This is a genomic window from Rufibacter sp. JT3400010, assembly GCF_054956755.1.
In genome coordinates, this window is the sequence record NZ_JBUDXA010000002.1 from 307,225 (window position 1) to 330,707 (window position 23,483).

Below are 23,483 nucleotides of genomic sequence, written 5' to 3' on the forward strand. Positions count from 1 at the left end.
CCCGAGACTCAGGGCGTATTTGCGTATCTTTGCGGTATGCGGTATTTTTTAGAAGTGGCGTATGACGGCACCAGGTTCCACGGCTGGCAGACGCAACCCAATGCATTGACCGTGCAGGAAGTGCTGGATGACAGCCTACGCAAGGTGTTCCGGTTACCCCAGGTAGAGACGGTAGGCAGCGGCCGCACCGATACGGGCGTACACGCTACCCAGCAGTGGGTGCACGTAGACTTACCCCAAGCAGTTCAGCCGGAAGAAATTCAATACAAGCTCAATCGTCTTCTACCATCCGACATTTCAGTAGGGCAGGTGCTGCCGGTCGGGCCCGAGGCGCACACCCGTTTTGATGCCATTAGCCGCACCTATGAATACCGGGTTACGTTGCAGAAGAACCCGTTTTTGGTCCGGTACGCCTACCATCTTTCCAGAAAGCCCGATGTTGCAAAGATGAACGAGGCCGCCCAAGCCTTGCTGCAACTGGAAGATTTTACCACTTTCTCTAAAGTAAAAGGTGACACCAAGCATTACCGCTGCACCATTACCCAGGCCCAGTGGCAGGAAGAAGGGGATGAACTGCTCTTCACCATCAAAGCCAACCGGTTTTTGCGCGGCATGGTGCGGTTGGTAGTGGGTACGCTGTTGGACGTGGGCAAAGGAAAGCTGACCGTGGCGCAGTTCAGGGAGTTGATTGAACGGCAAGACCGAAGCTTGGCGAGTGGGGCTGCTCCCGCGCAGGGCTTGTTTTTGCATCGGGTAGAATATCCGGAGGGGTATTTTGCAGAGCAGAAGGTGCTTTTTGAGCAGGCGGTGAAAGCGGCTATGGAAGAGTAGAGTTTTGTGCATGGGGTTTGCCTGTTGCTGGCGTGGCGAGTGGTTAATGCGGTGCCCTTATGCTTTGTTGTTGCATGGCTGCCCTCCGTGCGCTCACGGCCGCGAGGCCCCGTCTTCCCCTCGCGCACTGCCCTTTCGGCCTGATGTGTCCTTTGCGCTTAGTCTTGCCTTTGCAGGGCCGAAAGCGAGGCGCGCTTGGGAAAGACTGGAAAGGGGAAAGTAGCAGAAGACGTTATCAGATATCGTAGAGACTAGGCACTGCCTTGTCTCTAGTACGCATTGCTATCTCTAGTGAAGAAAATCTGCCCTCTAAAGCAGAGACTTTCCCTTTGAAGGGGGCGAAGGGGGATGTTTACACCTGCTGATCACACGCGTTCCTTTCTGTTCTGTACATGGTTCAAGTCTGTGACTTGGACCTACCATGTCCGGAAGTTTGCAAATCCGTGAGGCGAGAGCCTCATCGCGTCTCTAAACTTGCGGGTGTTTGTGACAATAACAGGGGCCGGAGAATCGTCTGATTATTCCGTGGTTTATTGCGTACTTTTGTGGTGGAAAGCGTACGTTCTTTTTAGGGCTTTTTCTGGAAAAGAGGGGCCAAACGCTTTAACCGGGGTGGGTGCTGCACCTGCTTCTGCCTGTTCTACGTTAGCAGGAACGAAGCGGCACGTTTATCATACTACAGACACATCAATCCATGAGTGAAATAGGAGGCAGCAAAACCGGAAGTGCGTTTGACTGGGAAGTGCTGCGCAAGATATTCCGGTTTGTAAAACCGTACCAGAAGGTATTTTATCTGGTGATTTTTTTAACCGTCGCCTCAGCGATTCTGGCTACCGTTAGACCGTTCCTCATCCAGGAAATGGTAGATAAGCAGATTCTGCAGTACAACTGGCAGGGGGTGAACCGCATGTTTCTGTGGCTCATTGTGCTGCTGGTAGCGCATACGGCGGTGTCTTACTTCCACACGTACTTTGCGGGCTGGCTGGGCCAGTACGTGGTACGGGACATCCGGGTGAAACTGTACGAACACATCCTCAAGCTTCGGCTTAAGTTCTATGACCGTACGCCCATCGGCACGTTGGTAACTCGCAACGTGAGCGACGTGGAAACCCTGTCAGACGTGTTTTCTGAGGGGCTGGCTGCCATGATTGGCGATGTGCTGCAGCTTATCTTCATCCTGATCTACATGTTCTGGATTGACTGGAAACTTACCTTGGTGAGCCTTTCCATGTTTCCGCTGCTTATTATTAGTACCTATATTTTCAAGGAGAAAGTGAAAGCCTCGTTCCAGGAGGTGCGGGGTGCGGTGGCTAAACTGAACGCGTTTGTGCAGGAGCATATCACGGGCATGATGGTGGTGCAGATCTTCAACAATGAGGAGCGCGAGATGAAGAAGTTCCAGGCCATCAACAAAGAACACACCCGCGCGAACATCAAGTCGGTGTTGTACTACTCCATCTACTTCCCAGTGGCCGAGGTCATCGGCGCGGCCGGAACAGGTCTCTTGGTGTGGTACGGAGCCAAAGGCGTTATTCAGGATACGGTTACGCTGGGGTCGCTCATCGCCTTTATCATGTACATAGGAATGTTCTTCCGGCCAATCCGGCAAATTGCCGATAGGTTCAATACGCTGCAGTTGGGGGTGGTGAGTTCGGAACGCATTATGCGGTTGCTGGAAAGCAAGGAGATGATTTCAGACTCCGGTACCTACGCTCCCAAAGAAGTGAAAGGTGCGGTGAAGTTTGAGAACGTGTGGTTTGCTTACAATGACGAGGACTGGGTGCTCAAAGGCGTTTCTTTTGCGGTGCATCCGGGGCAGACGGTGGCCTTGGTGGGCGCGACGGGCGCCGGAAAAACGTCTATCATCAACTTGCTCAGTCGCTTCTACGAGATAAACAAAGGGACCATTAAAGTAGATGACCATGATGTGAAGGAGTACAACCTGGAGGTGCTACGCCAGCAGATTGGCGTGGTGCTACAGGACGTGTTCCTGTTTTCCGGTACCATTGCCGACAACATTAGCCTGGGCAACAAAGAAATTACTGAGGCCCAGATGTGGGAAGCCGCCCGTCTGGTAGGTGCCGACAGGTTCATTGAACGTTTGCCCGGTGGTCTGCACTACAACGTGATGGAACGCGGGGCAACCTTGTCTGTGGGGCAGCGACAGCTGATTTCGTTTGTACGCGCTATGGTGTACAACCCTAAAATTATCATCCTGGACGAGGCTACTTCCAGCGTAGACTCTGAAACTGAGGAACTGATTCAGTTCGCCATCGGGCAGTTGATGCAGGGCCGTACCTCCATCGTGATTGCCCACCGCCTCTCCACCATCCAGAAAGCCGACAACATTATTGTGCTGGACCGTGGCGAAATCAAGGAAAGCGGACGCCATGAGGAACTGATCCAGACGGGCGGTTACTACGCTCAGTTGCACGAAATGCAGTACAAGAACTTTGTCTAGAGACCTCGTTTTGGCAGTCATTTCAGAAAAACAGCTCTAAAAAAGCCTCAGTAAGGGCAGCGGAACCATTGCCGATAATGGATTACCTTTGCCTTTTACAGAAAGCAGCTCAACAAGTAAGTAGCGTAGATGAATAAGAAATTTTTGATTTTCCTGGCCATCATAGCTGGCGTGGCATTGGTCATATATACTTACATGGGTGGCTTTGCCGAAGTGAAAGTGACCCAAGCGGTTTCCTCACCGGTGGTTATTGCCGGGAAGTATTATGAAGGCAGCACAGAGTCAGAAGAGTTGGGCCAAATTTACCAGCAGGTTGGAAAAGCGGTAGAGCAGAAGCAACTCACCGGCGACTTTGCGGGCATTTACTACAACAATCCCAGCAAAGAATCTAAAACGGTGAAAGCCTTTATTGGGGTAGCCGTGCAAGATTCCACCGCAGCTTTGCCCACAGGCTTTACAGTACGTACCGTACCCGCAGGCAGACCAGTACTGAGAGGCGAATTGGACGCCAACATCACCATCGCGCCCAAACGCATTTACGGGGCGCTTTTTGATTACGCAAAGGAAAACAAGCTCACCTTGCAGGAGTTCTACGTGGAACGTTTCCCCGAAGGTAAACCTGCGGTGATTGAAGTGAATGTGGCTAAAAAGTAAACATCTGTTTTAGGATAGATTTAGCGAAAAGAGCCTTAAAACGTATGTGAAAGAGCCTCCAGAAAACATTTCTGGAGGCTCTTTTTGTAGCTGCATTTTAGATTGCTTGGTAGTAAAAGTTATTCACCAGTCGTGCGGCCTAGGTACAGAGAGATACCTAAAGATGCGCTGCTTAAGCCGAAATTTGCTCCGAAGTTGCTGGTCTTGTTGTAGTCCTCAGAACCCTCCTGCTGTAATTTCATCTTAGAATACCGAATACTTCCCATGGTGAACTCTAGCCCAATGGTTCTGCTAGGGAAAAAGACAAACCCCGGTGCAATACTAGCCCCTCCTCCTTTAGAAATTGTTGCTGAAGAGTTCATAAACGAATAACTCTCATATTCAGACTTGCCGTGGCTGTAGTAAGCACTTATCTGGCCAAAAAAAGCAGCTTTCTCACCTAGTGGTCTGTAAGCACGCACAAAAGGACCTATATTGAAGGTGCGGCTGGTATAATCAACCATAATATTCGTGGGATAGCCAATGGGCGCAATCACATTCAAACTCTGTGGTGAAAAAGTAGATTCATATCCGGCCGAAATGCCCAGTACTACCCGTTGGCTTACAAAAAAGCCAACCTGAGGTCGTACTCCAAACCCACTGTTTTTATATTCAATTCCAGAACTGATTTCTGACTTGTTGTTGAAGTAGCTGATAGAGCCAGAAATGAGGGTTCTTCCAAAGTCTTGGGCATTAACTAAAAAAGAGGTACTGCAGAATGCCACTAGGGCTACTAATTTTTTCATGAAGGAGGTAAAGGTTGAGCAGGTTGTATAAATTGGTTAAGTATTGAATTAGATGTATTGATTACTCTTGTGTATGCTATACTTTTTCAATCCTGTTTTATGGCTAAATATAAGAGATTCACTATTATTAAAAGGTAATAAGTTGTTGTTTTACGTCTTACTGATTGAGTTTCAAAAGAATGGATTTGTACAAGATGGCTAAAAAAAGAAGGACCAGCTTTCTACGGCTGGTCCTTTCGTTTATGCTTGGCTTGCGCCTTATCTATTATATATCAGCCCCGTGTAGGGGTACGGTTTCTGTTAGCTGCGGGTGTTCATGATTCGGAACGCCTCAGCTCGGGTAATTTCTTTCTCTAGCAGCAGAGAGTTATTCGCGTTGATGATCAGGAGCAGGAATTGGTTTTTCAGGTCATGGTAGTAAATCAGCATGGTTAAGTCTTCATAACCACGCTGAAATATGTTTCTGGCCTTCGTTCTAAGATTATACAGTTCCAATTTTATCTGCCTCAGTTTTCCTGTCATGACTCACGGTCTCTTTCCTAAGAGGTTGTAGAGTAGTTATACTGAAATACAAATACTTTGTTACATTAAAAAGAAGTAATTAAATTGTATTATTACAGTAAAGACGAAGGTAGTTTAATATGTAAAAACCTTATATTATGAGCTTTGTGAAATTTATATACTTGTTTGGTGAAATTAGGTTTAGGGTTTTTCTTGGATGGAAATTGAGGCAGAGAGGAGGTGCGGTTTAACGCAAGGGCAGTCAGGTGCTCATGATAAGCTGAGGTCTTTTCCCTGTTTTTAGGAGTAAGCAAAAAGTTGAGTGACCATGCTTGCTCACCTTGCAAAGCCACTTACAAAGTAATCATGTAATACTGCTTGGTAAATGGAAACTGCTTCGTGGCAAAAAGCCAAAGAAAGGCGACGCTTGATTCTATCCTCTCTAAGGAAATAGGGTAGAAATAAAAAAGTAGGTAAAAAAAGACCCAAGCACCGGTGAGTTAGTGCTTGGGTCTCTGTTCCTGGTTTTCTTTTCAATTATCTGAGAAAGTATAACCGCAGAAGTTATAGATCTCAGCCAGAGGAGCTACCGGTGGCAAGGTTTGTTGCAGCACCAGCGGTGGGTTATGCGTAGATTCAAAACCCCAACGGTTGCGGTTGCAGTAATGCAACTCTTTCGGTAATTCTAGTTTTCGGTGTTGTCCCATGATATAATACCTCCTACTATAAAGATTGAAATACAAGGTGTTACCCCTACCTACACACGTCACTAACAATAAATTTATCTTTAAGCGTATTTTTGTCTAGTTGCACCTGGGCACTTATTCTAGGCATGAAAATGAAAATTCAGGCAAAAAACGGCTGCTGCACTGCTGCATGAAGTATTCATAACCGCAAAGTAAGCCTCAGTAATCAAAGAACGCTTCAAGGACTTCAGCAGTATTTCCTGTTACTGACTACAGAGCTTTTGATGCTGACAGACCCGTAAAAAGTACGTTTGCTTTAGGCCTTAAATCCCAAAATGATGCCAAAAACGACTATTAAATATGTTTGGTTAAGTCTCTGATTCTGCTGCGCAGGTGGTCCAGATTGTTTTGCTGCTGCTTCTGCTTTTCAATCTCTTCCAATTGGTGCAGCAGCGCCTGCATCTCGGCCAAGTACGCGGCCCGGTCTTTCTTCAATCCCGCAGGCGGAACGTTTTCTCCCTCTTTTCCTTCGGTCTTAAAAACGTTGCCCTCCCCGTAAATCACCCAACGGGAATTCAGGTCTGGCAGTTGCTTCAGCAGTTCTACTAAGTCATCCATGCAGTAGTCTTCGCCCTGAAGAATGCAGCCTACGGTTTCTGGAGGCGTCTTGGTAAGCACACTCAATTGGTACACATCTAATTCCTTGATCCGCATGTAGAAGTTAAGCCGTGCGCTGGTCTGCTGAAGATTTATAGCCATTTTCTCTATAGGTTAGAAGTACGAGTAAACGGGTGTCTCCGGGTCTTTGTACAAAGGGGGAAGGCCGTACTTAGAGCGGGTCAATCCTTTTTGCTCATACGCAAGATCAGGAACTTGCGTTCATGTGCCCGCATTTGGTCATTCAGGTTTGTCCAAAGCAAGCCGGTCAAGGCTCTCTAAGCGTAGAAGTGGCTTTGGTTCTGCCTTTTAGCCTGATAAACTTAAGTTAATCAAAGATTGACTAAACTTCTGCTATATTTGTACCATAGACAAATACGGCCAATTTGGCCTTTCCCCCTATAAAAAGGATTCATATGAAAACCCAGTTTGCGCCGTTGGATTTGATCATGTTGGTGGACGATGATGATACAACCAATTTTGTGAATAAGCGCTTGTTGACCAAGTTGGGAGTAGCCAAGGAGATTTTGGTCAAAAAGAATGGTGCCGAAGCCTTGGAATACCTGCAGAAATCTGCGCAGGAGGGCACCGCGTACCCAGATCTTATTTTCCTGGACATCAAGATGCCGGTGATGGATGGGTTTAGCTTCCTGGACGAATACCATAACCGCGCCCTGGCTGAGAACGGCAGCATGATCATCCTGATGTTAACCTCTTCGGCCAGTTTCTATGACTTGGAGCGTCTGAAGGGCTACAGCTCTGTGAAAAAGCACTTCTCCAAAGCCCTCACAGAAAGTGACGTAAAAGAGATTATGACCGATTATTACCAAAAGAAGTAAGATCCAGAACTATCTTATAACAAAAAAGGCGCCGTGTAGTACGGTGCCTTTTCTGTTATAATTGGGGGTAACTAAGTGCTTAAATAAGCTGATTTGCCGTAGACGGCACAGAATCAGTTTCTATGGGCCAAGTAAAATGCATAGCCGTGCCCCGTTCCTCTGAGTGCACCCACACGCGGCCGCCTTTCTCTTCCATGATTTTCCTTACAATGGCCAGCCCAATGCCCGTGCTGCCCGGGTGGTTTACGTCACTGCTGGTTTCAAACAACTCAAAGATTTTCTCCTGCGCTTCGGGCGCAATGCCTGGTCCGTTATCTTCTACCACAAATTCCCAGAAGCCTTTCCGCTGGAACCCGTTTACCCAGATTTTGCCGGTTGGTAAATCATTATACTTGACGGCATTGCTGAGGAGATTCCCGAAAATCTGCTGCAAATAGATTTCTTCGGCCATGAGCACGGGCAGGTTATCGGCAATGAAAATCTGGAAGCTGGCTGGTACGGTTAACCCCGCTATGATGTTAGACACCAACTGGCGCACCGCAACCAGTTTCTTCTGGATCTGCTGACGACCAGTTAAGGAATAGGCTAACACATCTGTGATGAGGAGGTCCATGCGTTTGATCTGGAGCTGAATCATAGGCATTACCGCTACGGCCTCCTCTTTGCTGTCTTCCTCCAGGAAATCTACCACGGCCTCAGAAAGGCCCAGAATGTTCTGCAGCGGTGCTTTCAGGTCATGGGTTACGGTATGGGCAAACTCATCTAAGGTCCGGTTCACTTTCTCCAGTTGTTGGTTTTTGGTTTCCCGCTCCTGCAACAGGGCGTTTATCTCCTGGTTGGAAGTCTGGAGCTCCTGGTTCAGGTGCTGGATTTCCTGCAACTGGTATTCGGCCTCAATGGTGCGCACGCGCAGCTGTTCCATGAGCTCTATGAGCTGCATGTTCTGGCGTTTTATCTCGGCGTAAGGCGATATCTCAGATTCTGTGTTGAAGTAGTCTGCCCAGCCTTCAATAATGGCTTTGTTGATGGGCGGATGGTTCACTGGAATGCGCTTCTGGAGCCGTACCCGGGTTCCTTTCTCAAAATCGCTTTCTAATGAAAAGTAGTCTACCAGTTTGCGGGAACTGTAAATGCCCTGGCCTTTGCTTCCCGCCTGGGGAGAGTACCGGCGGTCCAGCAGTTCCTGCACGTTGGGAATACCCCGGCCCCTGTCGGTTACGTAGGCTTCCAGCAAAAAAAGACCCCTGTTTTCCAGCATGCTGAACCTGATGGTGCCTTCGCCCACGTGCTCCAGAACGTTCCGGCAAATCTCAGAAACCGCCGTCGCGAATTTGGTCTGAGAGGCAACCGGCAAACCTGAGAATTCAGAAAGCTGCATGGCTCGTTTGTAAGCCAAAACAACGTCCAGCTCGTTCTGCAACTTAATAGTGGTAATAGGTTGGTTCATGGGATTATTCTGTAGCGCGTACCACCACCACCAGGGTGTCATCTGTGGTGCGGGTGTTGTCTTTGTAGAGTACTGCCGCTATCAACGTTGGGTCATGCCTGGTCAGTTCCGGGTACTTGCTTAAATCCCACCTGGTTTTGAGGCCATCTGAGTGCAGAATCATGACATTGTTCCGCTCCCAGGGAAGGTGTTGGTCATTAATGGTGTTAGGCACGTTCATGCCCAGCGTACCATTGTAGGAAATCATGCTCTTAGATCGGTCTGACATAATCAGGCGACCCGCAATATTGCCTATGCCACAGAAAAGCAAGGAGCCGCTTTCTGCGTTCCAATGGGCAATAGCGCCCACGGCCCCTCGCGTTCTTTTGATTTCAGCATGGATACCGCGCAGCATCTCAGAGGGAGTTAATTTAGGCTGCTGCTGGAAGGCCTTGAGGGCCATTACGGCAGCCTCATGGGCGTGCACGCCGTGGCCCAATCCGTCTAAGGTCATCAAGTAAGCGCCTTCATGTGACAGCCTGATTCCCCAGCCGTCGCCGCTTACTTTCTCCCCGGCTTTGGGTACCATCACGGCACCCACCTGAAACCGCTGGGCACTGCGGGCCGCCGATTTGGGGGCTTGCCCTTTGCGGTAAATGCGGGAGAGAAGAACGGTACCTATGCCGCGTTGCGAATAAATGTCAAAGAAATCTGATTGCCGTTTAATAGCGCCCAGACCCTGGCCCATGCTGCCATAGGTGGATACGCCGTCTTCCATCATGCGCTGCGGGTCGCTCATGCCGGGGCCGTTGTCCAGACACAGCAGTTCTATGCCGCAGGCAGTTCCGTTCTCGTGGCAAACGGGTTTCACCAGAAGCTCTCCGCCTAGGGTACCGGCATGCTTGAGCAAATTGGTGGCCATCTCCATCACCACCAGGTTTACCCGACCGGCTTCTGCTTCAGAGAACCCGGCAGCCTCGGCAATCTTGGTGATGTCGCGCTTGAATATGTTCAGGAAGCTTCGGTCTGGCAGAGGGAATTGTTGATGCGCCTCAAAATTAAAGTCCATTTTTCCACCGGATGATTGTAACGGTTGTGCCTTTACCGGGTTCACTCTTGATATCAAACTCATTCACGAGCCGTTTGGCCCCCGGTAAGCCCAACCCTAAACTCTTACCAGTAGAATAACCGTCTTTCATGGCTAATGTTACATCCTTAATGCCTGGTCCCTCATCAATAAAGGTGAGACGCACCCCCGGAATGCTGTTTCTACTCACAACTTCCAGGTGAATGATACCGCCGCCGCCATAGCGCAGCATGTTACGCACCAATTCACTGGCTGCCGTGATGAGCTTGGTCTGGTTAACCAGGCTCATCCCAATTTTGGTGGCTAATTCTTTGATTCGGTTCCGGAACAGAACTACATCCTGTTCTTTCTGTATGGGGAGCTTCTCTTTAGATAAAACTATCATAGAGGCCTTCCTCATCGGTGTCTAGGTGGCCAATTTTATTGCGTAACAGTTCCATGCCTTGTTCTACGTCTAACGCGGTGTGTACGCCAGAAAGGGTGAGCCCCAGTTCTACCAGCGTAATGGCTACCGCGGGCTGCATGCCCACCACCACCGTGGCGGCATCCATAATTTTGGACATAGACGCAATGTTGCCCAAAATACGGCCCATAAAAGAGTCTACAATGCTTACCGCAGAAATGTCAATCAACACGCCTTTGGCTTCGGTCTTGCTCACCATGTTGATGAGGTCATTCTCCAGGGTAAGGGCCAGCCGGTCATACAAATCCACCTGAATGGTGACCAGCAGGAAGGGGCCCATTTTTAAAATAGGAATTCTTTCCATGGCAGTGTTGCGTTAAAACCCGAAGTTCTGTTTAGAGCCAATTTGCCCGTTCTGAGCTGCCCGGGTTACCTGTATGTTCAGCATGGAGAAAGACATCTTCAAGGCGCTGGCCAAGGAGGCTTTGGTGTAGATATTGGTTAAGTCAATGCCCAGGTGCACAATGGTCTGCGCAATCTCGGCTCTGATGCCACTGATGATGCACTCGGCACCCATCAAGCGGGCGGCACTCACGGTTTTAATCAAATGCTGGGCTACCAGAGAATCTACCGTAGGCACCCCAGAAATGTCCAGAATGGCGATGCGGCTACCCGTGGCGACAATCTCTTCCAGTAACGCTTCCATCACTACCTGGGTACGGGCACTGTCCAGCGTTCCTATAATCGGCAGCGCCAGAATTCCTTCCCACACGCGTATTACCGGCGTAGAAATTTCGCTCATCTCATTGGTCTGGCGCAGAATTACTTCCTCGCGGCCTTTGATGTAGGTTTCCATGGTGAGCAGGCTCAGGCTGTCCATAATTTTGTTCATGGAGATTATCTCTTTGTACAGCACCACTGGCTCCTCTCTGAAACGCTCTTCCAGTATCTGGCTCAAAACCTCTTTCAAACTCAGAACATAAGAACTGGTTTCGCGCGGCGAAAAGCCCTGGCGGGCCCGCATGATGGAGATTTCATTCAGAATATCATGGATAGGCTCATAGCCTTCAGACTCGGTGTCTTCTGCGCGGGCAGAGCCAAACGCTTTCAACAAAGAGGACAATAATTCCTCTGATTGCTGCTGCAAATCGGCCACACTCATTAAATCATCACGAAGGGCGGCGTCTTTCAACTGGTTGGCCATCCATACTTCCATGATTTGCTTTTTCTTTCCTTTCAGGGCCGCGGCGCTTTCTTTGTTCATAAGGGGTGCAGGTTATGGGAGACAATTTTGGTTTTTCGCCTCTTTCCTGAAAACAGCCCAAAAACGAGGGGTAGGAGGCATGGGGTAAAAGTAAGAAATAAAGCGTCTTAAACGGGAGTAATCAAGATTTGTTTTTGAAAACGCCTTTTTCTGCCCATGTAAAACAAAAATCCCCGCCGGGAAATACGGCGGGGAAACACTCAAATATGGGGCATTGGTTAACCCGAAAGCAGTTCAATTTTGTATCTCTGTTTTAAGGTTATTTTGAAGAAAGTAGTCCTAAAACAGGGCACAGGAATTGGGTTCTATTCTGTTTTCAAAGCCCGCACCGGGTTAGAGAACGCAGCTCTTAGTGCCTGTACGCTTACCGTGGTTAAGGCAATCAATAAGGTAAGGGCTCCGGCGGCTAAGAACACCCAATAACTGATGTCTATGCGGTAGGTGAAGTTTTGGAGCCATTTTTCCATAAAGTAGTAAGAAATAGGTCCGGCAATGACAAAGGCGATGAGCACCAGTTTCACGAAGTCCACAGAAAACAACCCTACAATGCTAGCGGAGGAAGCGCCCAACACTTTACGTACGCCTACTTCTTTGGTGCGCTGCGCCACCATGAAAGACACTAAGCCATACAACCCAAGGCACCCAATGAGAATGGCGATGACCGAAAAGATTTTGAACAAATGCGCCTGCCGCTGTTCTTCCTCATAGAAACGGGCAATGGAATCATCAAAGAACTCATAATAAAACACATCCTCTGGGTAGGCGGTTTGGTAGACATTCTGCAGATGGGCCAGGGCTGCCTTCGCGTTTTTTTGCTCCAGTTTTACATTAAGAAACATGTAAAAATAAGTGGCGGTGGACATCACCACTGGCGGAATTTCGTCACGCAAGGAGGCCAGGTGAAAGTCTTTCACCACTCCCACAATCTTGCCTTGGTTTTGATTTCCGTTTATCACCAGGTCTTTGCCAATAGCCGCCTGCGGATTTTTTTCGCCCACTTGCCTCAGGAAGGTCTCATTTACCAGGAACTCCCGCATGGTGTCGCTTTTCTCGTACATGCGGCCCGCCAGTAACGGAATGTTGAACGTCTTCAGATAATGCTCATCGGCCATTTTCATGTTCACGCTGAAGTTGCGCTCCACAGAAAAGTCATCGTACCGGAAAGACGTGTTCATGTCAATATTGGCAGACGGCGGGGCAATGGCAAAGGAAGTTGCTTTGATGGCAGAGTGCGCTTCTATCTGCGGCCGAAGGGCCATCAAGTCCTGGGCTTTGCCCGAAGGGAGTGGTATGTTCACGATGGCTTCCTTGTCAAACCCCAGTGAGGCCGACCGTAAGTATTCCATTTGGTTGTGCACAATGATGGTACAAATAATAAGCACCTGGCAAATGGTGAACTGCAACACCACCAGCGTACGGCGCAACGACAGCCCCGCCACTCTGGCCGTAGCGGTCTTGCTTTTGAGTGCTGAAATGGGCTGGAATCCTGAAATTACCAACGCAGGATAGAAGCCCGCAAAGAAAGTAACCATCACCAACGTCACTAGCAGAAACGCCAGTACTTGGGCATCGTGCAGAATGGAAAACGAGATGTGCAGCTCCAACAGCTTGTTCAGGGAGGGCAGCAGCAACTCCGCAAAAACCACAGACAGGGCAAGGGAGAAAAATGTAATCAAACCTGTCTCCAGCAGGAACTGCGTCATGAGTTGCGATTTGTTGGCACCTAACACCTTGCGCATACCCACTTCTTTGGCTCGGCGCAAGGCTTGTGCGGTGGCTAAGTTTACAAAGTTGATGGACGCTACCAGCACCAGGAACACTCCAATCAGACCCAGTGCCCACAGCGTGGTTTTACTAACCGTGCGGTTACTGAAATTGCCATACCGTTCATCAAAGTGCATCTGCGAAAGGGGCTGAAACGTGTACCGCTCTTTTTCACCGGGAGAATGAGGACGGTACTTCGCGGCCACCTCATTTAAGCGGTCTTCGGCTTGTTTCAGGTTAGCACCCGGCGATACTGCGAAGTACACCTGCTGGTTACTGTAAGTGCTGTTCCAGGAATCATTGGAGAACGTGTTGATTTTTTTGGAAGACTCGTAATCAATGAGCATCTGGTAAGGCAAATCTGTGTTGGCCGGCGCATCTGGGATTACCCCGGTCACCTTCAGGTTCACCTTGTTGTTCATGCGCAGCACCCTGCCCACCGGGTTTTCACCGGGAAAGTATTTATCGGCAATGCTTTGGGTGAGCAGAACGGTGTTCACGTCTTTGATAGCCTCTTTCGCATTGACGCCGTTGGTAGGAAAGTCAAACAGGTCAAAGAAGGCAGGTTCCACAAACAAGACGTTCTTTTCTTCTCTGAATTTCTTGGGCGGCACTTTATCATTAGAAGTAACAATGGTAAACGTGCCGCCTTCTTCATTGAATAAATGCGTGGCAGGCGTTAACTCAGGCAGTGACGCTTTGAGCGTGGCCAGCATAGGATACGGCGTACCCGCCGAGTTCTCAGGCCCGTGGGCTGAAACCTTGTCCACGTTTATCCGGTAGGTACGCTCTGCCTTGCTATGGAAAGTATCATAGCTGAGCTCATGCCGAATTACCAGAAAAAGCAACAGACTGCACGTGATGCCCAAAGCCAGCCCTACTACGTTAAGGGCAGTGTACCCCATGCTGCGCTGAAGTGTGCGTACGGCTACTAGAAAATAGTTCTTGAACATAGCTACCGGTGTTACAAGATGGCAAGCTCTTTCACATTCTCAGAGATGATCTGTCCGTCAAACAGGTTCACAATGCGGTGGGCGTAATCAGCATCGGTAGGGGAGTGGGTTACCATGACAATGGTGGTTCCTTGCTCGTTCAGGCTGCTCAACAACTGCATCACTTCCTGGCCGTGGGCCGAGTCCAGGTTACCGGTAGGCTCATCTGCTAACAACAATTTAGGCTTGGAAACCACTGCCCGCGCTATGGCCACCCGCTGCTGCTGACCACCCGATAATTGCTGCGGAAAGTGGTTGCGGCGGTGGGCAATCTGCATCTGCTCCAATACCTGTTCCACCCGTTGCTTGCGCTCCGCGTTGCCCACCTTCAGGTAAATCAATGGCAGTTCCACGTTTTCATACACGGTCAGTTCATCAATCAAATTGAAACTCTGGAACACGAAGCCCAAGTGCTCTTTGCGCAGGTTCGCCCGTTGCCGCTCACTGAATCTAGAGATCTCCTGGTCCAGAAAGTGGAACTCACCACTGCTAGGATTATCCAGCAAACCAATGATGTTCAGCAACGTGGACTTACCACAACCCGAAGGACCCATAATGGCCACAAATTCGCCCTGGCGTACATGCAGGTTTACATTCACCAGCGCGGTGGTTTCCACCTCATCAGTGGTATATTTCTTCTGAAGGTTGACGGTCTTTATCATAGGGCTTTATTGTTAATGGCTTATTGTTGATTTTTCAAATACTCTTGTTGTTTGTCCTCCCTTTAAAGGGGGTAGAGGATGATTTCTGTTGCTGATTAGGTATTAGCTGGTGTTTTCATTGCTTACTATGGCGCGGAAGTTTCTTCCGTGACTCAAGGAGTTCTCTACAAGAAAGTCACGGAAGAAACTTCCGCGCCATAGACTATTTCAACTCAGAACTCAAGACTCAGAACTCAGGACTAATTTATCATTTCAGCTCCAACTTGTCTTTGTCGTTGAAGGTCTCATAGGAGGAGACAATTACCTGCTCACCGGGTTTGAGGCCTTCCAGTACTTCATAATACTCGGGGTTTTGGCGGCCCAGGCGGATGCTGCGTTTGGTGGCTACTTTTCCAGATTCATCCAGGACATAGGCCCAGGCGCCGCCAGTGCTTTGGTAGAAACCACCTCTGGGTAGCAACACCGCTGGGGCAGGGTCAGATAATTGCAGCCTGATTTGCAAGGTCTGCCCACGGCGAATGCCTTCCGGCACTTTCCCGATGAACTTCATATCCACCGGAAACTGCCCATTGGTCACTTCTGAGTACACCAAAGAAATTTCCAGCGGATAGGTCTGCCTGTTGTAGGTGAAGGAGCCCCGCTGCCCGGCAAACACGCGGCTCACGTAGTGCTGGTCCAGTTCTGCTTTTACCTTGAAACCGCTTAAATCATCTATCTGCCCAATGATTTGGCCTGCTTCCACCGGCGTTCCCAACTCCACCTGTATAGAGGAAAGCTGCCCCGAAATGGGGGCTTTGATGTACAGGTTCTTGAGATTGTCTTCCATCATCTGCAGGTTGCGGCTGGTGCGGTTGATGGTGGTTTCCAGTTGGGCTATTTGCTGCTTAGCGTTGTTTTCTTCAAATTTTTGGGATTCCAGCTCAATCACCCGTTCGGCTTTTAAGCGGTCGTATTCTCTTTTGAACCCGTAAAACTCTTGCTGTGACACGGCTTTAGCTTCATACAAGGAAATATTGCGCTCATACACATCTTTGGCAGCATCTACCTGTGCGTTCAAAGTAGCCAACCGGCGTCTCAGGTTGAATTTATTCTGCTGTAGGCTCAGTTTGGAGTTCTGCAGGTTGTTGATGAGGTCGTTCATGAGGGTTTCTTGGTTCATGAAGTCCAGCACCAGACGGTTATTGGTGAGTTTGAGGATAGGGTCACCTTGCTTCACCGGCTTGCCACCTTCAAGATACTTCTCATCTACGGTACCGCCTTCCACCGCCGGAATCATAATGGTTTTGATTGGGTGCACCGTGCCATCTACCGGAATAAACTCTTGAAAAGAGCCCTGACTCACAGTAGCCATGGTAACCTTCTGGCTTTCTATGTTCAGTTTGGAGCGGTTATCGGCGAAGGCAATGAAGTAGGTCAGTAAGCCTATCAGTAACACGGCTCCTGCGTAACCGGCTATTTTGGTAGGCGTCCAACGTTTCTTTTCTATGATGCGGTCCATGACAATTACTTCTAATGTGTAGTAGTCCTGCCAATTGCTGTGCCACTTTTGTAAATGGCTGTAATTCAGAGATAAACTAATTGTTGGTTTTCAAGAGTGTGCGCCAGCGGACACTTTTTGTTCATGCCCGCACATCACCTGAACACCGCGTGTGCCCGAACGTACTTTGCCGACTACCAAGGAATAAGGAATTTACTGAGTTCTTGAGAGAATACGCCAAGGTTCTTTCAGCTTGTAACTAGAGCAATTGGAGGGTAAACCTGTTAGAGTATATTCCACTTGTTTTCACAAAAACGGGGTAGAAACGACCCATGCACCACCCAAAGCCTTATTGCTTTGGGTGGTGCATGGGTCGCTGTTAATGTCTGAAAGTTAGGTGCTTCCGGATGAGGGTGTAAGAGAGAAGAAAAATATTTTGAAACTTTTAGCGAGAATTATATGTATATACATTAAATGTATATACATTTGTATCATCAACTCAGAATTAGTAACAGTTAATCTAAACAAAAAGTAATACCATGGCAACTACAAAATGGGCAGTAGACCCAATGCACTCAGAAGTACAGTTCAAAGTGAAACACTTAATGATCACTACGGTGACTGGTTACTTCCAGAACTTTAACGTGGAGGCAGAAACCGAAGATGAGCAGTTCACCAGCGCAAGCAGCGTTGTGTTCACCGCCGATGTGAATTCTATCAACACCAACAACGAGCAGCGTGACACGCACTTGAAATCAGCTGATTTCTTTGATGCAGAGAATCACGGCGAGATTCGGTTTGTAGGAAACCGCTATGAAAACGTAGGTGGCGATGATTACCAACTTCACGGCGACTTAACCATCAGAGGCATCACCAAGCCGCTGACCGTGAAGGTAGAGTTTGGCGGTATTGTGGTAGACCCATACGGACAAACCAAAGCCGGTTTCACCGTAACTGGTAAAATCAGCCGCAAAGAGTTTGGCCTTACCTGGAATGCCGTGACCGAAGCAGGAAGCGTAGTAGTGAGCGACGAGATCAAGCTGCAAGCCGAAATCCAGTTGGTGAAACAAGGCTAAGCCTTCGCCGGGGAAGCAAGCCGCGCAGCACGGCCCATCCTCAAGAGAACCAAGAAGTAACACAAACCTGCAGGGTTCTTCTTACCTGTTACCGTACAATCTCCTAAAACAAAAGAGATGCAACTAGAAAGATATTCGCCCGGGCAACGGGGCCTGAAAGACATAGGCTGGCTGAAGAGCAATTTCATCTTCAGCTTCTCCAGCCACTATAATCCGGTAAGGGCAGGTTTTGGTTTGCTCAGGGTCTTCAACGATGATTACGTGGCACCGGAAAACGGCTTCGGGATTCATCCGCACGCCAACATGGAAATCATCTCCGTGATGCTCTCCGGGTCCATGAGTCACATTGACTCTTTGGGCTACAAAGAAACGGTGCACAAAGACTGGGTGCAGATTATGAGCGCCGGCAGCGGACTGCGGCACGAGGAGCACAATGTGGGCCAGGACGAGGTCAACTTTCTGCAGATCTGGGTTGAACCCAAGCTGCAGAACATCACGCCCCGGTACCAGCGCCGCTTCTTCCCTGAGGAGAAACGGGTCAACCAGCTGACCACCATTGTGAGCAACGAGGAAGGCCAAAGCCACTGCTGGATAAACCAGAACGCGAAACTCTCTTTGGGGTACTTTGAGAAAGGCCAGCCGCTTACGTATTCTTTTAACCCTCTGAACAAAGGCCTCTTCGTTTTCAACATCAGCGGTTCATTTCAAGTGAATGGCGAGCCGCTGACTGACCGCGAAGCGTTGGGTCTTTGGGACACAAATCAGCTTCAATTTAGTTTCCAAACCGATAGCAGATTCCTCCTCGTTGAGGTACCTATCAACCATTAATCACGCATCATGGAAAATAGAATATTAGGCCTGCACCACATTACGGCCATCGCAGATTCGGCTAAAAAGAACGTAGACTTCTATACCAAAGTCCTGGGGCTGCGCCTGCTCAAGAAAACCGTCAACTTTGACGACCCCGGCACTTACCACCTGTACTACGGCGATGAGCGCGGCAGTGCGGGTACCATCTTAACCTTCTTCCCATACGAGGGTGCGCGCCGTGGCAGCGCCGGAACCGGCATGGCCACTAACATTGGTTACTCGGTGCCCGAAGGAAGCTTTGATTTCTGGATAAACCGGTTTGAGAAGCACAACGTCATCTACAACAAGCCTTCGGAGAAATTCGGGGAGCAGTACCTGACCTTCCTGGACCCGGACGGCCTCAAACTGGAGCTGGTTATCCCTAAAAACCAGGACAACCGGGTAGTCTGGGAAACAGAGGAAGTGAACGCCAGCGTCGCCACTAAAGGCTTCCACAGCGTGACCTTAACCCTGCGTGACATTAAAGGTACCGCGGCGGTTCTCACCAATATTTTAGGTTACACCTTGCTGGAGAAAAGCGGCAACCGTTACCGCTACATCACCGATGCCGTGGAGCATGCCGCCATCATTGACCTGGTGGAATTACCCAACGAGGCCCGCGGCATCGGCGGAGCCGGTACCAATCACCACATCGCGTTCCGGGTGAAAGACGAGGAAACGCTCATGCAGTTCCAGCAGAAAGTAAGGCGCGCCGGTCTGGGTTTGCAGATTACCGAGAAAATCGACCGCAACTACTTCTACTCACTGTACTTCCGGGAGCCGGGTGGGGTGTTGTTTGAGATTGCCACTGATAACCCCGGCTTCGGGATTGATGAGCCTTGGGACCAACTGGGTTCCAGCTTGTTGCTGCCACCGCAGTACGAGCCACGCCGCGCCGATATTGAGGCTGTTTTGCCAAAACTAGACTAAAAACGAAAAGGCTGCCTTACGGCCGAAGAAGATCTTCGGCCGTAAGGCACTTTCTGGTCACTTATGTAATCACAAAAGCGATGTACACCCACCAAAAACAGGTTATTACCCAAGGCAAGCCTTTGTCAGAAACGGGTAAGGCGTTGATCATGATTCACGGCCGTGGGGCCTCCGCAGAAAGCATTCTGTCTTTGGCAGACCATTTGCCGGTAGATGATTTCTCTTTGTTCGCGCCGCAAGCCACCAACCACAGCTGGTACCCTTACAGTTTTATGGCACCCACCCAGCAGAACCAACCCGCGCTGGATTCTGCGCTGGCGCAAATCCATGACTTGGTAAAAACCATTATTGGGGAGGGAATTAGCAGCCAACATATTTACTTATTGGGGTTCTCACAGGGTGCTTGCCTTACGGCAGAGTACGCTGCCAGAAACGCGCAGCAATTTGGCGGGCTGTTCCTCTTCACTGGCGGGTTGATTGGTCCGCAACCGGACACCAGTAACTACCAGGGAGACTTCCAGAACACGCCTGTCCTGATTACTACGGGTGACCCAGACGCGCACGTGCCAGTAAGCAGGGTAGAGGAGACCGTCCAAATCATGGAAAGAATGGGTGCCGTGGTCACAAAAAAAATCTACAAAGGCCGTCCGCACACCATTCTGCCCGAAGAAATAAACCTGGCCCGGGAGATACTGACCAAAGCGCAGGTAAGCGAATAATGCTTATTTTTAAATGAAGCAAAAGCAGCTATGGAACTAGACATCAAAAACAACCCGGCAGCCCATCGGTTTGAAACCACAGTAAATGGGCATACCGCCGTTGTGCAGTACAGAATGAGAAACAACGTCATGACCGTGCTGCACACCATTGTTCCCAAAGAGCTGGAAGGGCAGGGTATTGCCGCGGCTTTGACCAAACAGGTATTGGCTTACATTGAAGCCGAAAAGCTAGAGTTGGTGCCTTTGTGCCCGTACATGGCCGCTTACCTGAAAAAGCACCCTGAATACCAATCACTGGTGAAGAAGTAAGGGCAACCCTTGTGGTTGCCCCTTTCCATTCCCATGCCGTTTCCCACAGAATGTACGGACAGGTCGCGACCTGTCCTACGATAGCAGAAAACATTCATCGGCAAAGGGGGAGGGCAATCACAAGGGATTGCCCCTACGAGGAGGTGTTCACCAGCGAACACTTTTTGTTCAGCCTTGAACACTATCTTGTCGGTTGAATTTGTAAATTCACCTTGCCAGCCGCTCCAGCACATTTTTCTTGGTCTGGCACAGTTTAGGTGTACTTCTTACAAAACGCAGCCAAATCCCGTGGAACAGAACCTAGGCAAGATCCTGATCATAGACGACAACGAGGACATTCTCTTTTCAGCCAAGATGCTGCTGAAGAAGTATGCCCAGCAGGTACTTATTGAGAAAGACCCGCGCAAGATCCCGTTCCTCCTGAACCACGACACCTATGACCTCATCCTGTTGGACATGAACTTCCGGGAAGACACCACCAGCGGAAACGAAGGCTTTTACTGGCTGAAGGAAATCCTGGACAAAGACCCCTCGGCAGTGGTCATTATGATTACGGCCTTTGGAGATGTGGAGATGGCGGTGCGGGCGTTGAAAGAAGGTGCCACTGATTTTGTGCTGAAACCCTGGCAAAACGAGAAACTGATTGCCACGCTCTCGGCGGCGGCTAAGCTGAAGACGTCTTACAAAGAGATTTCCACGCTCAAGAAAACCAACAGTGCGTTGGCCTCGCAACTGAGCCAGAATGTGGATTTGGTGACGGGGCAAAGCCCGGCCATGCAGCAGTTGTTGCACCTTATGGGCCGCGTGGCTAAGACCGATGCTGATGTATTGCTTTTAGGCGAAAACGGTACCGGAAAAGAAGTCATCGCGCGCAGCCTGCACCAACAATCGGCGCGCGCCGATAAGGTGTTTATCTCCGTGGACATGGGTTCGCTCACCGAGACCTTGTTTGAAAGCGAATTATTCGGCCATAAGAAAGGCGCGTTTACTGATGCCAAAGAAGACCGCGTAGGTCGTTTTGAAATGGCGAATGGCGGTACCTTGTTTTTGGATGAGATTGGCAATTTATCCATGGCCATGCAAGCCAAGCTGCTCACCGTGCTGCAACGTCGCGAGGTAATCAGGGTAGGGACGGGGCAGCCTATTCCCATCAATGTGCGGCTCATTTGCGCCACCAACATGCCCTTGCAGCAGATGGTGCAGCAGGGCCGTTTCCGGCAGGATTTACTGTACCGCATCAACACCATAGAACTCCATCTGCCCGCCCTGCGCGACCGCTTGGAAGATCTGCCGCTGCTGGTAGACCATTTCCTGAAGCGCTACGCCCAGAAGTACAAGCAACCGGCTAAATCCGTGTCGGCGGCGGCGCTGGAGCGGCTGAAACGGTATGACTGGCCGGGGAATATTCGGGAACTGGAGCATGTGTTGGAGCGCGCGTCTATCATCTCAGAAAACCACATACTGCAGCCCCAGGATTTCTTCTTTTTGCAGATGAATCAGCCCTCTTTTTCAGAAAACATGCCGCAAACGCACAATCTGGATGAAGTAGAGCGGGCCACGGTGGTGAAGGCCATGGGCAAGTACGAAGGCAATATTTCTAAGGCCGCCAAAGAACTGGGTTTGTCCCGCGCCTCCTTGTACCGCCGTCTGGAGAAGTATGGGCTTTAAGAACTTCCGGTTTCAGGTCATTTTGCGGGTGCTGCTGCTGGTGGCCTCGGTGTTTCTGTTTTTTGAGGTAGATTTCAAGGCATCGCTGGTAGCTACGCAGGTAGCCATTGGGGTTTTGATTGTGGCCCAGACCATAGCGCTGATCCTCTACATTGAACGTACCACCGAACGGCTCATCAAATTCCTGAACACCATCAAGTACGATGATTTCTCTGAGGTTTTCTCCTCGCGCGGCGAAGGAAAGGTTTTTGACGAGCTCTACCAGCGCTACAATGAGGTCATCCGGAAGTTCCGCGACATTCGTTCTGAGAAGGAAGCCACCACGCAGTATTTCCAGACGGTGGTGCAGCACATCGGTATTGGTATCCTTACTTTCAGGAAAACGGGCGAGATTCAGCTCATTAACAATGCCGCCAAGCGCCTGTTGCAGGTGCCGCACCTTACCCACGTGGAACACTTGCGCCAGGAAGCCCCCCAACTGGTAGAACAGCTACTTCAACTGCCCGCCGGGCAGAGCGTGGTACTGCAGTTAAAGCGCGGCAAAGAGCGCGTGCCGGTGTCTTTGTTTGTGGTGGATTTGGTCATGCGCGGCGAAGACTTCCGGTTGGCCTCTATCCAGAACATTCAGCGGGAGTTGGAAGAGAAAGAGATGGAAGCATGGCAGAACCTCATCAGGGTGCTCACGCACGAAATCATGAATTCGGTGACGCCCATTTCCTCGTTGGCAGGCAGCGTGGCCGCCGATATCCAGGATGTGCTGGAGGCGCAACCTGACGGGCAGATTCAGTTGCAGCGCGAAGAAACCGAAGACATGGGTTTAGCCTTGCAAACCATTGAGCGCCGCAGCCAGGGCTTGGTGCGTTTTGTGCAGGATTTCCGGAGTCTGGCCCGGGTGCCGGTACCCAAAAAGCAGTTCTTCTCGGTGCCCCAAATGCTGAAACAGCTGCAAACGCTTTTTCAGGAGGAACTCACCCATGAGCACATTCAGCTTAGATGGCATTGCCCCTTAGAAGACCTACAAGTGCTCGCTGACCGCGAACTGGTGGAACAGGTGCTCATTAACCTCATCCGGAACGCCATTCACGCCTTAGTAGACCAGCCGGTGAAAACCCTGCAGCTAGAAGCTTTCTCAGACCAGGATAGCCGCGTGGTCATTCAGGTCACGGATAACGGGAGCGGCATTGCCGAAGAAGCGCTGGAGCAGATTTTTCTGCCTTTCTACACCACCAAACCCACCGGCACCGGCATCGGGCTGAGTTTGTCCCGCCAGATTATGCGACTGCACAAAGGCTCGCTTACGGTTAGTTCAGAGTTAGGCGAGGGCACTACGTTCACGCTGCGTTTTTAAGGTAGTTTAAGGAAAAGAAGCCTAAAACAAGTTCGGCCACACGCAGGCAGGCCGTTTACTTCAACATGCACAAGATATTCCGTGGCTCAGCTTTG

23 protein-coding genes are annotated in these 23,483 nt (G+C 49.8%); 11 read left to right on the forward strand and 12 right to left on the reverse strand.

What is annotated here, in order from left to right; genetic code table 11:
• Window positions 1–36 precede the first annotated feature (36 nt).
• The 3 genes from truA (at window position 37) to ACY0JR_RS03125 (ending at window position 3,946) form a co-directional block, all read left to right on the forward strand.
• Window positions 37–831, forward strand: coding sequence for a tRNA pseudouridine(38-40) synthase TruA (gene truA / locus ACY0JR_RS03115; protein WP_462632400.1), 795 nt, complete (start codon window positions 37–39; stop codon window positions 829–831).
• 694 nt (window positions 832–1,525) lie between these two features.
• Window positions 1,526–3,292, forward strand: coding sequence for an ABC transporter ATP-binding protein (locus ACY0JR_RS03120; protein ID WP_462632401.1), 1,767 nt, complete (start codon window positions 1,526–1,528; stop codon window positions 3,290–3,292).
• Window positions 3,293–3,421: 129 nt separating this feature from the next.
• Window positions 3,422–3,946, forward strand: coding sequence for a GyrI-like domain-containing protein (locus ACY0JR_RS03125; protein ID WP_462632402.1), 525 nt, complete (start codon window positions 3,422–3,424; stop codon window positions 3,944–3,946).
• A 119-nt stretch (window positions 3,947–4,065) separates the two neighbouring features.
• On the opposite strand, the gene ACY0JR_RS03130 is transcribed toward ACY0JR_RS03125, so the two are convergent.
• From ACY0JR_RS03130 to ACY0JR_RS03145, 4 genes are all read right to left on the reverse strand, one after another.
• On the reverse strand, window positions 4,066–4,731 hold the full coding sequence (locus ACY0JR_RS03130) for a hypothetical protein (RefSeq protein ID WP_462632403.1): 666 nt from the start codon (window positions 4,729–4,731) through the stop codon (window positions 4,066–4,068).
• Between the two features lie 300 nt (window positions 4,732–5,031).
• Window positions 5,032–5,160 (reverse strand): hypothetical protein, encoded by a 129-nt coding sequence (locus tag ACY0JR_RS03135; protein WP_462632405.1) that lies wholly within the window; start codon window positions 5,158–5,160, stop codon window positions 5,032–5,034.
• Window positions 5,161–5,765: 605 nt separating this feature from the next.
• Entirely contained in the window at window positions 5,766–5,939 is a 174-nt protein-coding gene (locus ACY0JR_RS03140; protein ID WP_462632406.1) for a hypothetical protein, read from the reverse strand.
• Between the two features lie 333 nt (window positions 5,940–6,272).
• A complete protein-coding gene (locus ACY0JR_RS03145) occupies window positions 6,273–6,677 on the reverse strand; it encodes a hypothetical protein (RefSeq protein WP_462632407.1) in 405 nt (134 codons plus the stop codon).
• Between the two features lie 314 nt (window positions 6,678–6,991).
• Here ACY0JR_RS03145 and ACY0JR_RS03150 point away from each other — a divergent pair, with 314 nt between their 5' ends.
• Window positions 6,992–7,414: a response regulator gene (locus tag ACY0JR_RS03150; RefSeq protein ID WP_462632408.1), complete on the forward strand. Its 423-nt coding sequence runs from the start codon at window positions 6,992–6,994 to the stop codon at window positions 7,412–7,414.
• 79 nt (window positions 7,415–7,493) lie between these two features.
• On the opposite strand, the gene ACY0JR_RS03155 is transcribed toward ACY0JR_RS03150, so the two are convergent.
• The 8 genes from ACY0JR_RS03155 to ACY0JR_RS03190 form a co-directional block, all read right to left on the reverse strand.
• The gene (locus ACY0JR_RS03155) at window positions 7,494–8,861 is read right to left on the reverse strand and encodes an ATP-binding protein (protein ID WP_462632409.1); all 1,368 of its coding nucleotides are present in this window, start codon (window positions 8,859–8,861) and stop codon (window positions 7,494–7,496) included.
• A 4-nt stretch (window positions 8,862–8,865) separates the two neighbouring features.
• Window positions 8,866–9,909, reverse strand: coding sequence for a SpoIIE family protein phosphatase (locus tag ACY0JR_RS03160; protein ID WP_462632410.1), 1,044 nt, complete (start codon window positions 9,907–9,909; stop codon window positions 8,866–8,868).
• Entirely contained in the window at window positions 9,899–10,312 is a 414-nt protein-coding gene (locus ACY0JR_RS03165) for an anti-sigma regulatory factor (protein ID WP_462632411.1), read from the reverse strand. The genes ACY0JR_RS03160 and ACY0JR_RS03165 overlap by 11 nt, the downstream gene beginning before the upstream one ends.
• Window positions 10,296–10,694 carry an STAS domain-containing protein gene (locus tag ACY0JR_RS03170; RefSeq protein ID WP_207433808.1) on the reverse strand — a complete coding sequence of 133 codons (399 nt, stop codon included), beginning with the start codon at window positions 10,692–10,694 and terminating at the stop codon, window positions 10,296–10,298. Before ACY0JR_RS03170 ends, ACY0JR_RS03165 begins: the two co-directional genes overlap by 17 nt.
• A gap of 12 nt (window positions 10,695–10,706) precedes the next feature.
• Window positions 10,707–11,594 carry an STAS domain-containing protein gene (locus ACY0JR_RS03175; protein WP_462632413.1) on the reverse strand — a complete coding sequence of 296 codons (888 nt, stop codon included), beginning with the start codon at window positions 11,592–11,594 and terminating at the stop codon, window positions 10,707–10,709.
• 305 nt (window positions 11,595–11,899) lie between these two features.
• Window positions 11,900–14,311, reverse strand: coding sequence for an ABC transporter permease (locus tag ACY0JR_RS03180; RefSeq protein ID WP_462632414.1), 2,412 nt, complete (start codon window positions 14,309–14,311; stop codon window positions 11,900–11,902).
• 11 nt (window positions 14,312–14,322) lie between these two features.
• The gene (locus ACY0JR_RS03185) at window positions 14,323–15,012 is read right to left on the reverse strand and encodes an ABC transporter ATP-binding protein (protein WP_462632415.1); all 690 of its coding nucleotides are present in this window, start codon (window positions 15,010–15,012) and stop codon (window positions 14,323–14,325) included.
• 247 nt (window positions 15,013–15,259) lie between these two features.
• Window positions 15,260–16,510 carry an efflux RND transporter periplasmic adaptor subunit gene (locus ACY0JR_RS03190; RefSeq protein ID WP_462632416.1) on the reverse strand — a complete coding sequence of 417 codons (1,251 nt, stop codon included), beginning with the start codon at window positions 16,508–16,510 and terminating at the stop codon, window positions 15,260–15,262.
• 518 nt (window positions 16,511–17,028) lie between these two features.
• Between ACY0JR_RS03190 and ACY0JR_RS03195 the strand changes: the two genes are divergently transcribed.
• The 7 genes from ACY0JR_RS03195 to ACY0JR_RS03225 all read left to right on the forward strand — a co-directional run bounded on the left by ACY0JR_RS03195 (window position 17,029) and on the right by ACY0JR_RS03225 (window position 23,388).
• Window positions 17,029–17,565: a YceI family protein gene (locus ACY0JR_RS03195; protein WP_462632417.1), complete on the forward strand. Its 537-nt coding sequence runs from the start codon at window positions 17,029–17,031 to the stop codon at window positions 17,563–17,565.
• Window positions 17,566–17,682: 117 nt separating this feature from the next.
• A complete protein-coding gene (locus tag ACY0JR_RS03200) occupies window positions 17,683–18,393 on the forward strand; it encodes a pirin family protein (RefSeq protein WP_462632418.1) in 711 nt (236 codons plus the stop codon).
• 9 nt (window positions 18,394–18,402) lie between these two features.
• Window positions 18,403–19,344 (forward strand): ring-cleaving dioxygenase, encoded by a 942-nt coding sequence (locus ACY0JR_RS03205; protein WP_462632419.1) that lies wholly within the window; start codon window positions 18,403–18,405, stop codon window positions 19,342–19,344.
• Between the two features lie 80 nt (window positions 19,345–19,424).
• Entirely contained in the window at window positions 19,425–20,063 is a 639-nt protein-coding gene (locus ACY0JR_RS03210) for an alpha/beta hydrolase (RefSeq protein ID WP_462632420.1), read from the forward strand.
• A gap of 30 nt (window positions 20,064–20,093) precedes the next feature.
• The gene (locus ACY0JR_RS03215; protein ID WP_462632421.1) at window positions 20,094–20,372 is read left to right on the forward strand and encodes a GNAT family N-acetyltransferase; all 279 of its coding nucleotides are present in this window, start codon (window positions 20,094–20,096) and stop codon (window positions 20,370–20,372) included.
• Between the two features lie 288 nt (window positions 20,373–20,660).
• Window positions 20,661–22,040 carry a sigma-54-dependent transcriptional regulator gene (locus ACY0JR_RS03220; RefSeq protein WP_462632422.1) on the forward strand — a complete coding sequence of 460 codons (1,380 nt, stop codon included), beginning with the start codon at window positions 20,661–20,663 and terminating at the stop codon, window positions 22,038–22,040.
• Window positions 22,030–23,388, forward strand: coding sequence for a sensor histidine kinase (locus ACY0JR_RS03225; protein WP_462632423.1), 1,359 nt, complete (start codon window positions 22,030–22,032; stop codon window positions 23,386–23,388). Before ACY0JR_RS03220 ends, ACY0JR_RS03225 begins: the two co-directional genes overlap by 11 nt.
• Window positions 23,389–23,483: the final 95 nt, after the last annotated feature.

Coding starts and splice junctions, on each gene's coding strand:
- truA (WP_462632400.1), top strand. CDS start 37: ATGCGGTATTTTTTAGAAGTGGCGTATGACGGCACCAGGTTCCACGGC.
- ACY0JR_RS03120 (WP_462632401.1), top strand. CDS start 1,526: ATGAGTGAAATAGGAGGCAGCAAAACCGGAAGTGCGTTTGACTGGGAA.
- ACY0JR_RS03125 (WP_462632402.1), top strand. CDS start 3,422: ATGAATAAGAAATTTTTGATTTTCCTGGCCATCATAGCTGGCGTGGCA.
- ACY0JR_RS03130 (WP_462632403.1), bottom strand. CDS start 4,731: ATGAAAAAATTAGTAGCCCTAGTGGCATTCTGCAGTACCTCTTTTTTA.
- ACY0JR_RS03135 (WP_462632405.1), bottom strand. CDS start 5,160: ATGCTGATTTACTACCATGACCTGAAAAACCAATTCCTGCTCCTGATC.
- ACY0JR_RS03140 (WP_462632406.1), bottom strand. CDS start 5,939: ATGGGACAACACCGAAAACTAGAATTACCGAAAGAGTTGCATTACTGC.
- ACY0JR_RS03145 (WP_462632407.1), bottom strand. CDS start 6,677: ATGGCTATAAATCTTCAGCAGACCAGCGCACGGCTTAACTTCTACATG.
- ACY0JR_RS03150 (WP_462632408.1), top strand. CDS start 6,992: ATGAAAACCCAGTTTGCGCCGTTGGATTTGATCATGTTGGTGGACGAT.
- ACY0JR_RS03155 (WP_462632409.1), bottom strand. CDS start 8,861: ATGAACCAACCTATTACCACTATTAAGTTGCAGAACGAGCTGGACGTT.
- ACY0JR_RS03160 (WP_462632410.1), bottom strand. CDS start 9,909: ATGGACTTTAATTTTGAGGCGCATCAACAATTCCCTCTGCCAGACCGA.
- ACY0JR_RS03165 (WP_462632411.1), bottom strand. CDS start 10,312: ATGATAGTTTTATCTAAAGAGAAGCTCCCCATACAGAAAGAACAGGAT.
- ACY0JR_RS03170 (WP_207433808.1), bottom strand. CDS start 10,694: ATGGAAAGAATTCCTATTTTAAAAATGGGCCCCTTCCTGCTGGTCACC.
- ACY0JR_RS03175 (WP_462632413.1), bottom strand. CDS start 11,594: ATGAACAAAGAAAGCGCCGCGGCCCTGAAAGGAAAGAAAAAGCAAATC.
- ACY0JR_RS03180 (WP_462632414.1), bottom strand. CDS start 14,311: ATGTTCAAGAACTATTTTCTAGTAGCCGTACGCACACTTCAGCGCAGC.
- ACY0JR_RS03185 (WP_462632415.1), bottom strand. CDS start 15,012: ATGATAAAGACCGTCAACCTTCAGAAGAAATATACCACTGATGAGGTG.
- ACY0JR_RS03190 (WP_462632416.1), bottom strand. CDS start 16,510: ATGGACCGCATCATAGAAAAGAAACGTTGGACGCCTACCAAAATAGCC.
- ACY0JR_RS03195 (WP_462632417.1), top strand. CDS start 17,029: ATGGCAACTACAAAATGGGCAGTAGACCCAATGCACTCAGAAGTACAG.
- ACY0JR_RS03200 (WP_462632418.1), top strand. CDS start 17,683: ATGCAACTAGAAAGATATTCGCCCGGGCAACGGGGCCTGAAAGACATA.
- ACY0JR_RS03205 (WP_462632419.1), top strand. CDS start 18,403: ATGGAAAATAGAATATTAGGCCTGCACCACATTACGGCCATCGCAGAT.
- ACY0JR_RS03210 (WP_462632420.1), top strand. CDS start 19,425: ATGTACACCCACCAAAAACAGGTTATTACCCAAGGCAAGCCTTTGTCA.
- ACY0JR_RS03215 (WP_462632421.1), top strand. CDS start 20,094: ATGGAACTAGACATCAAAAACAACCCGGCAGCCCATCGGTTTGAAACC.
- ACY0JR_RS03225 (WP_462632423.1), top strand. CDS start 22,030: ATGGGCTTTAAGAACTTCCGGTTTCAGGTCATTTTGCGGGTGCTGCTG.